Source organism: Cupriavidus sp. GW822-FHT03E04 (assembly GCF_058801495.1).
In genome coordinates, this window is record NZ_JBXANI010000033.1 from 81451 (window position 1) to 88566 (window position 7116).

7 protein-coding genes are annotated in these 7116 nt (G+C 67.6%); all 7 read left to right on the forward strand.

What is annotated here, in order from left to right:
• Nucleotides 1–70 precede the first annotated feature (70 nt).
• The 7 genes from AC1RQC_RS34705 to cobC are packed head-to-tail and all read left to right on the forward strand — an operon-like array spanning nt 71 to nt 6989.
• Complete coding sequence (locus tag AC1RQC_RS34705; RefSeq protein ID WP_492376690.1) at nt 71–2035, forward strand: TonB-dependent receptor plug domain-containing protein; 1965 nt, start codon at nt 71–73, stop codon at nt 2033–2035.
• Between the two features lie 15 nt (nt 2036–2050).
• Entirely contained in the window at nt 2051–3049 is a 999-nt protein-coding gene (locus tag AC1RQC_RS34710; protein ID WP_174427962.1) for a FecCD family ABC transporter permease, read from the forward strand.
• Nucleotides 3050–3054: 5 nt separating this feature from the next.
• Nucleotides 3055–3891, forward strand: coding sequence for an ABC transporter ATP-binding protein (locus tag AC1RQC_RS34715; protein WP_492376691.1), 837 nt, complete (start codon nt 3055–3057; stop codon nt 3889–3891).
• Complete coding sequence (gene cobO, locus AC1RQC_RS34720; protein WP_150984001.1) at nt 3884–4525, forward strand: cob(I)yrinic acid a,c-diamide adenosyltransferase; 642 nt, start codon at nt 3884–3886, stop codon at nt 4523–4525. Before AC1RQC_RS34715 ends, cobO begins: the two co-directional genes overlap by 8 nt.
• Nucleotides 4526–4582: 57 nt before the next feature.
• Complete coding sequence (cobT, locus tag AC1RQC_RS34725; protein WP_492376692.1) at nt 4583–5623, forward strand: nicotinate-nucleotide--dimethylbenzimidazole phosphoribosyltransferase; 1041 nt, start codon at nt 4583–4585, stop codon at nt 5621–5623.
• 41 nt (nt 5624–5664) lie between these two features.
• On the forward strand, nt 5665–6429 hold the full coding sequence (locus AC1RQC_RS34730; RefSeq protein ID WP_492376693.1) for an adenosylcobinamide-GDP ribazoletransferase: 765 nt from the start codon (nt 5665–5667) through the stop codon (nt 6427–6429).
• The gene (cobC, locus tag AC1RQC_RS34735) at nt 6414–6989 is read left to right on the forward strand and encodes an alpha-ribazole phosphatase (RefSeq protein ID WP_492886035.1); all 576 of its coding nucleotides are present in this window, start codon (nt 6414–6416) and stop codon (nt 6987–6989) included. The genes AC1RQC_RS34730 and cobC overlap by 16 nt, the downstream gene beginning before the upstream one ends.
• The last annotated feature ends 127 nt before the right edge of the window (nt 6990–7116 follow it).

A 7116-nucleotide genomic window follows, 5' to 3' on the forward strand; every position in this document is an offset into this window, starting at 1 on the left:
CCAGCGGCGCGCTTCGTCGCCAGACGGTCCGCGGGGGAACGGACCAGGCAGCTCTCTCCCACTCAGCATCATGCGCTTTTCGCCCCCCACGTCGAGCCGTCCGGCATTGCCGGCGCGCCGCCACACCATACCTGTTTTCGTCTCGCGGCAACTGCCCGCCGCGCTCGCCGCCTGGCTCGCCATGAGCGCGCCAGGCGCCGCCATGGCCCAGTCCGCCGGGCAATCCGCTGCGCAGCCCGCGCCCGACGCGCAGCTCGACCCGGTGGTGGTCACTGCCACCCGCACCGTCCAGCCGTTGACCGAGGCGCTGCCGCATACTACCGTGGTGACCCAGCAGGACATCGTCAACTCGCAAGCCATCGACCTGCGCTCGTTGCTGCGCACGCAGGCCGGTGTGGAGTTTGCCGCCAACGGCGGCCTGGGTGCCAATACCAGCCTGTTCATGCGCGGGGCCAACTCCAACCAGACGCTGATCCTGATCGACGGCGTGCGGATCTCGGCGGCCAGCAGCGGCACGGCCCAGCTCTCGAATATCCTGCCCGACCAGATCGACCATATCGAGATCGTGCGCGGCAATGTCTCGGCGCTCTACGGCTCGGATGCGATCGGCGGCGTGGTGCAGATCTTCACCAAGAGCGGTGCGGGCCAGGCTCCCGCAGCCAACGCTCAGATTGAATACGGCAGCAACAATACGCGCCAGGGTACGGTGGGCTACGGCGGGCAGGTGGGCGATACCTCGTTCAATATCACCGGGTCGGCAGTCAAGACAGACGGTTTTTCGGCGATCAATGCGGCCCAATGGAACGGTGACAATCCGGCCAAGGCAAAGAAGGGCATGGGCCCGAACCCGAACGACAACCCGTATGACAACAAGAGCGTATCGGGCCAGGTGAAGCATCGTTTCACCAGCGACTGGGACGCCGGCGTCACAGCCTATTACTCGAAGAGCAAGCTCTCCTACGACACCACGACAGGCAAACCGACCGATGTCTGGTGGATGAACAGCGAGTTGTACACTGTATCCGCCTTTGTCAACGGCAAGCTCACCCGGGACTGGACCACGCATTTCAAGGTCGCGCAGAGCGGGGACAATAGCGAAAACACCTTGAACGGACTGTTCAACAGCAACTTCAACACGCGCAATCGCCAGTACACCTGGCAGAACGAATATGCGCTGGCGCCGACCCATAAGCTGCTGTTCGGCACGGAGTATGCGCAGCAGGAATTCAGCTCGAACACGTATGGCGCGCCGGGCCGCAATATTGCGTCGGTGTTCGGGGGCTACGATGGCCGGCTGGGCAAGCACCAGCTGCAGCTCAATGTGCGCAACGACCACTACTCGGATTTCGGCAGCCAGGCGAGCTATTTCGCCGGCTATGGCTATAACGTGACCGAGGCGTTCAAGCTGATCGCCAACGCCAGCAACGCCTTCCGCGCGCCGACGTTCAACGAGCTGTACTACCCGGGCTATGGCCAGCCGGGCATCAAGCCCGAGCGCGCCAAGTCGGTCGAGCTGGGCGCGCAGTACAACACGGACGCCGCCGGCCTGCTGCGCGTGACCGCGTTCGAGACCCGCTACGACAACCTGATCACCGCGGCGCTGCAGCCCAATGGCTTGTTCCTGGCGCAGAATGTCAACAAGGCCAAGGTGCAAGGCATTGAAGCCTCCTGGCGCGCCAAGCTGATGGGCACCGACGTGGGCGCCAGCATCACCTTCCAGAACCCGGTGGATGAGCAGAGCAATACGCAGTTGCTGCGCCGCGCGCGCCGCCATGCCGCCTTCGACGTGGGCCGCCAGTTTGGCGACTTCCGCCTCGGCGGCGAGTGGATCATTTCCTCGACGCGCATGGATAGCGGCTCGCGCACGCTGGGCGGATACGGTATCGTCAACCTCAATGCCCGCTATAACATCGACAAGCAATGGTTCGTGGCCGCCCGTGTGGAAAACCTGTTCGACAAGAACTACCAGCTCGCCTATCCCTACAACACGCAGGGACGCGCCGGCTTTGTCACGCTGGGCTGGCGCCAGAAATGATGGTGGCCGCCTGACATGCGCCGCGCGCTAGCCGTCTGGCTGATGCTTGCCGCCGCCGGCGTGGCGGTGTTCCTGCTGTCGCTGGCGGTGGGCAGCGTGCCGCTGTCGGGCGCGCAGGTCTGGCACGCGCTGTCCGTCGGCGCCGACGATACCGCCGGGGCCATCGTGCGTGAGCTGCGGCTGCCGCGCGCGGCCGCGGCATTCGCGTGCGGCGGCCTGCTGGCGTTGACCGGCGCGTTGATGCAGGTGCTGCTGCGCAATCCGCTGGCCGAGCCCTATGTGCTCGGCGTATCGGGCGGCGCGGCCACCGGTGCGCTCACCGCCATGCTGATGATGTGGCCACTGTGGACGGTGCAGGCCGGCGCGGCCGGCGGCGCGCTGTTCTCGATGGTGCTGGTGGCCACGCTGGCGCGGCGCGACCTGCTGCATCCGCAGGTGCAGGGCGGCCATCATGAGGCCGGCTCGCGCCTGCTGCTGACCGGCGTGATCCTGGCCGCCGGCTGGGGCGCGCTGATTACCCTGATCCTGAGCGTGGCGCCCGAGGCCCGTTTGCGCGGCATGCTGTTCTGGCTGACCGGCGACCTGGGCGGCACCGCCAGCTACGGCCTTGCGCTAGGTGCGCTGGCGCTGGCCGTGCTGCTGGCCATGCCGATGGCGCGCTCGCTCAATGCCATGCTGATGGGCGAGACCGTGGCGCAGGCGCTGGGCGTGCGCGTCGGCGCGGTGCGCCTGTCGGTGTTCGTGCTGGCCTCGCTGGCGATCGCGGTGGCCATTACCTCGGCTGGCTCGATTGGCTTTGTCGGGCTGGTGGTGCCGCACCTGGTGCGCCTTGCCTGGGGCAACGACCAACGCCTGATGTTGCCTGCCTCGGCGTTGCTCGGCGGCACGTTGCTGATGGCCGCCGACCTGGTGGCGCGCACGGTGATTGCGCCCGCGCAGTTGCCGGTGGGCGTGATCACCGCGCTGCTGGGCGTGCCGACCTTCCTCTTTCTCCTGCTGCGCAGGCCGCGCTGAGCACCATGCCGACCTGGAACGAACCCGTCTGCGCTTGTCCGCCGCTGGTGCTGCAGTCCCTGCAGTTGCGCGCCGGCACGCGCGCTTTGCTCGATGGCCTGAGCTTGTCCATGCAGGCGGGCGAGCTGTGGTGCATCGTGGGCCCGAACGGCGTCGGCAAGTCCACGCTGATGTCGGTGCTGGCCGGGCTGCGCAAGCCGGACGGCGGCGTGGTGCTGCTCGATGGCCGCGCGCCGCTGGAGACGCCGCCCGCGGCCCTGGCATTGCGCCGTGCCTACCTGCCTCAGGCGGTGCACGACACCTTCTCGATGTCGGTGCGCGACGCCGTGGCGGTGGGCCGTCACCCGCATCTCTCCGGTTGGGGCTGGGCCGGCCGCGAGGATGACGCGGTGGTCGCGGCAGTGATGCGCGAGATGGATCTCGATGCGCTGGCCGGGCGCGACGTGCTGACCCTGTCCGGCGGCGAGCGCCAGCGCGTTTCGCTGGCTGCCACGCTGGCGCAACAGGCGCCGCTGCTGATGCTGGACGAACCCGCCGCCCACCTCGACCTGCGCCACCAGATCATGGTGCTGGAAACCCTGGCCCGGCTGGCGCGCGCCGGCCGCCACGCCATCGTGGTGATCCTGCACGACCTTAACCTGGCGCGGCGCTACGCGACCCATGCTCTGCTGCTGGCCGAAGACGGCCTGTGCTTGCATGGCCCCGCTGCGCAGGTCCTGACTCCCGCGCATTGCTCGCACGCGCTGCGCACGCCCATTGTCAGCGTCAGCGACGGCCGCCATACCGCGCTGATCGCCGACGGGGCGCATTCTCCCGCACCAGACGAAACCCAACATGACTGAACCCAAAGCCCTTGAGACCTCCACGTCGGAAGACGCCGCCCGCGACGAGCGCCACAAGGCGCGCATGCTGCGCAAGAAGGATGTCGTGGATGCCAAGATTGCCGCCGCGCAGGACGAGCGCGGCGTGATCGTCATCACCACCGGCAATGGCAAGGGCAAATCCAGCTCCGGCTTTGGCATGGTGGTGCGCGCGCTTGGCCACGGCATGCAGGCCGGCGTGGTGCAATTCATCAAGGGCGCGATTCCCAGCGGCGAGGAATTGTTCCTGCGGCGCTTTCCAGAGCAGTGCGCCTTCCATGTGATGGGCGAAGGCTACACCTGGGAAACGCAGGATCGCGCGCGCGACGTGGCCAAGGCCCAGGCCGCGTGGGAGGTGGCGCGCTCGCTGCTGCGCGACCCGTCGATCGGGCTGGTGCTGCTGGACGAACTCAATATCGCGCTCAAGCTGCATTACCTCGATGTCGACACCGTCATCGCCGACCTGCGTGCCCGCCCGCCGATGCAGCACGTGGTCATCACCGGCCGCGGCGCACCGCCCGCGCTGATCGAGGCGGCGGATACCGTGACGGACATGACGCCGGTCAAGCATGCCTTCCAGCAAGGCATCAAGGCCCAACGTGGCGTCGAGATGTAAAACGTCTATTCTTGTTCCAGCGAATCGAATCTTTTCTCAGCCACACCAAGAAATACCATGCAGTTACCCGCCATCACCCCGCTCGACGCCTCCCTGCGCCCGACCCTGCAAGCCGCCATCGATGCCAAGACCAAGCCGCTCGGCGCGCTCGGCCGGCTCGAGGATCTGGCCTTGCAGATCGGCCTGATTACCGGCAGTGGCACGCCGGAGCTCAAGCGTCCCGCGGTGATCGTGTTCGCCGGGGACCACGGCGTGGCCGATGCCGGCGTGAGCGCCTATCCGGCCGAGGTCACGGCGCAGATGGTGCTCAACTTCCTGGCCGGGGGCGCGGCCATCAATGTGTTCTCGCGCCTGCACGGGCTGGCGCTCGAGGTGGTGGACGCGGGGGTGCGCGCGCCGCTGCCGTCCGCGCCCGGGCTGGTCAACTGCCGCATTGCCGCGGGCACGCGCAATTTTGCCTTTGAGCGCGCCATGAGCGCGGAGCAGGTGCAGGCGGCGCTCACCGCCGGCATGGCGCGCGTGCTGCGCCACGCGCAGCAGGGCAGCAACGTGATTGGCTTTGGCGAGATGGGCATTGCCAATACCTCGTCGGCCGCTTGCCTGGTGAGCCGGCTTACCGATACACCGATTGAAGATTGCATCGGCCGCGGCACCGGCCTGGACGACGCGGGCCTCGCGCGCAAGCGCGCGGTGCTGGCGCAGGCACTGGCACTGCATGCGGATGCGGTGGAGCCGCTCGACGTACTGGCCGCCTTCGGCGGCTTCGAGATCGCCATGATGACCGGCGCCTTCCTGGCCGCCGCCGCCAGCCGCATGGTGATCCTGGTCGATGGCTTTATCGCCTCGGCCGCGCTGCTGGTGGCGCAGCGCCTCGCGCCCGAGGTGCTGGAATACTGCGTGTTCTCGCATTGCTCGCACGAGCATGGCCACCGCCGCCTGCTGGATTATTTCGGCGCCGAGCCGCTGCTGGCGCTGGACCTGCGCCTGGGCGAGGGCACCGGCGCCGCGCTGGCCTATCCGCTGGTCGCGTCCGCCGCGGCCTTCCTGCGCGAGATGGCCACCTTCGGCGCGGCCGGCGTCAGCACCGCGTCGGCGTAGACTGCGGCACGCTTTCGCTACCTGGCCCAACGCACCCGCCCATGCTCGACGAACTTCGCTACTTCCTGACCGCCGTTGGCTACTTCACGCGGGTGCCGGTGCCGCGCTGGGTCGGCTTTGCGCCGCACTACCTGAACGCGGCGGCGCGTTACTTTCCGCTGGTGGGGTTGCTGGTTGGCGTGCTGGGCGCGCTGGCTAGCTGGGGCGCGCTGCAGTGGTGGCCGCCGGGCGTGGCCTTGCTGCTGGGCATGGCCGTGACGCTGCTGGCCACCGGCGCTTTTCACGAGGACGGCCTGGCCGACTGCGTGGATGCCTTTGGCGGCGGCTACCGGCGCGAGGACGTGCTGCGCATCATGCACGACTCGCGCATTGGCGCATTTGGCGCCATCGCGCTGGTGGTGGCGTTGCTGCTCAAGTGGCAACTGCTGGTGGCGATTGCCGCGCGCAGCGGCATGGCGGAGTTGCTGCTGGTGCTGGTGGCCGCGCATGCGGCCAGCCGCGCCATGGCGGTGAGCTATCTTGCCACGCTGGATTACGTGCGTGCCGAGGGCAAGGCCAAGCCGGTGGCACAGCGGCTGTCCGGCATGGGGCTGGGTTTCACGCTGCTTTGCGGTGCATTGCCGCTGCTGCTGGTGTCGCCGCTGTTTGCTGCTGTGGTGATCGTTGCCTTGGTGGTGCTGCGCTTTTTGCTGGGACGCTACTTTGTTCGCCGCATAGGCGGCTACACCGGCGATTGCCTCGGCATGGCGCAGCAGCTGGCCGAGTTGTTGATCTATCTGGTGGCGGCGGCATGGACCTGGTCCTGATCCGACACGCGGCGCCCGAGGTGGCGCAGGGGATCTGCTACGGCGCGCTTGACCTGCCGCTGGCTCAGCCCGTTTTGCCCGAGCCTGCCCGCATGCTGCTGGCACTCGATGGCCTTGCGCCGCAGCGCATTGTTTGCAGCCCGATGACGCGGGCTCGCGCCACGGCAGATTTGCTTGCGCGGGATTTCGGCCTGCTGCCGCAAGCCGATGCGCGGTTGCGCGAACTCGATTTTGGCCGTTGGGAAGGCCTCGCATGGGACGCCGTGCCGCGCGCCGAGCTGGATGCGTGGGCTGCGGATCTGCTGCATGCGCGGCCGCATGGGGGCGAGACCGTCGCGCAGGCGATGGCGCGTGTGGCGGCTTGGGCTGATGCCTTGCCGGTGGATGCTCCGGACCGGCTGTGGGTTGTTGCGCATGCGGGGCCGATGCGTATGCTGGCGGCGCACTGGCTCGGGGTGCCGCTGGCTACTACGCTGGGGTGGGATCTTGGTTATGGGGCGAGTTGCCGGTTTACTTTGAGTATTGGTTTGGCGCGGTTGCGGTGGTGGAATCGGGTTTGAGTTGGTGGGGGGGGGGATGACTGCAACTGCAACTGCTTAACGTCAAGGGCAACTGCAACTGCGGTTTCACCACCCCTGCGGGGCGGCGACCTACTTTCTTGTCTTGCCAAGAAAGTAGGCAAAGAAG